Genomic DNA, 629 nt, shown 5'->3' on the forward strand with positions numbered 1-629 from the left:
TTCAGCGGTGATGCCGAGCCCAACGGCAAGGTCATCATCTATGACAACGGCACCCCGATTGGCAGCGCGGCCGTCGACGACGACGGCAAGTGGGAATTCACCCCGACCAAACCGCTCAACGATGGCCCGCACGAATTCACCACCGAAGTGCTGGACCCGGCTGGCAACAGCAGCGGGCAGGGCGACAAGCTGGACGTCATCGTCGACACCGCCGATGTGGTCGTGAGCATCACCCACATCATTGACGACGTCGGCAGCATCACTGGCGACATCTCCCAGCATGGCGTGACCGACGACACCCGTCCGGAAATCCAGGGCACCTCCAAGGCCGGCGCCATCGTCAAGATCTTCGACGGCAGCGTCGAACTGGGCAGCACCACCGCCGACTCCAAGGGTGACTGGAGCTTCAAGCCGACCACGGACCTGGCCGAAGGCGAGCACAGCATCCACGCCGAAGCACTGGACAAGGCCGGCAACAACGCCAGCTCGTCGAACTTCGACTTCCGCGTCGACACCACCGCGCCGGACAAACCGACCATCGACGAAGTCCTTGACGACGTGGGCAGCATCCAGGGGCCGGTTGCCAATGGCGGCGAGACCGACGATCCGACCCCGACCCTGTCGGGCGA

Annotated in this window: 1 protein-coding gene; it reads left to right on the forward strand. The window is 64.4% G+C overall.

The genetic code is table 11. The features are described from left to right. Positions 1-629 (forward strand): Ig-like domain-containing protein (locus N5C91_RS31850; RefSeq protein WP_279834528.1); only part of this gene is annotated, 629 nt, incomplete at both ends.

Source organism: Pseudomonas sp. GD03903 (genome assembly GCF_029840045.1).
Classification (GTDB): Bacteria; Pseudomonadota; Gammaproteobacteria; order Pseudomonadales; family Pseudomonadaceae; genus Pseudomonas; species Pseudomonas pseudonitroreducens.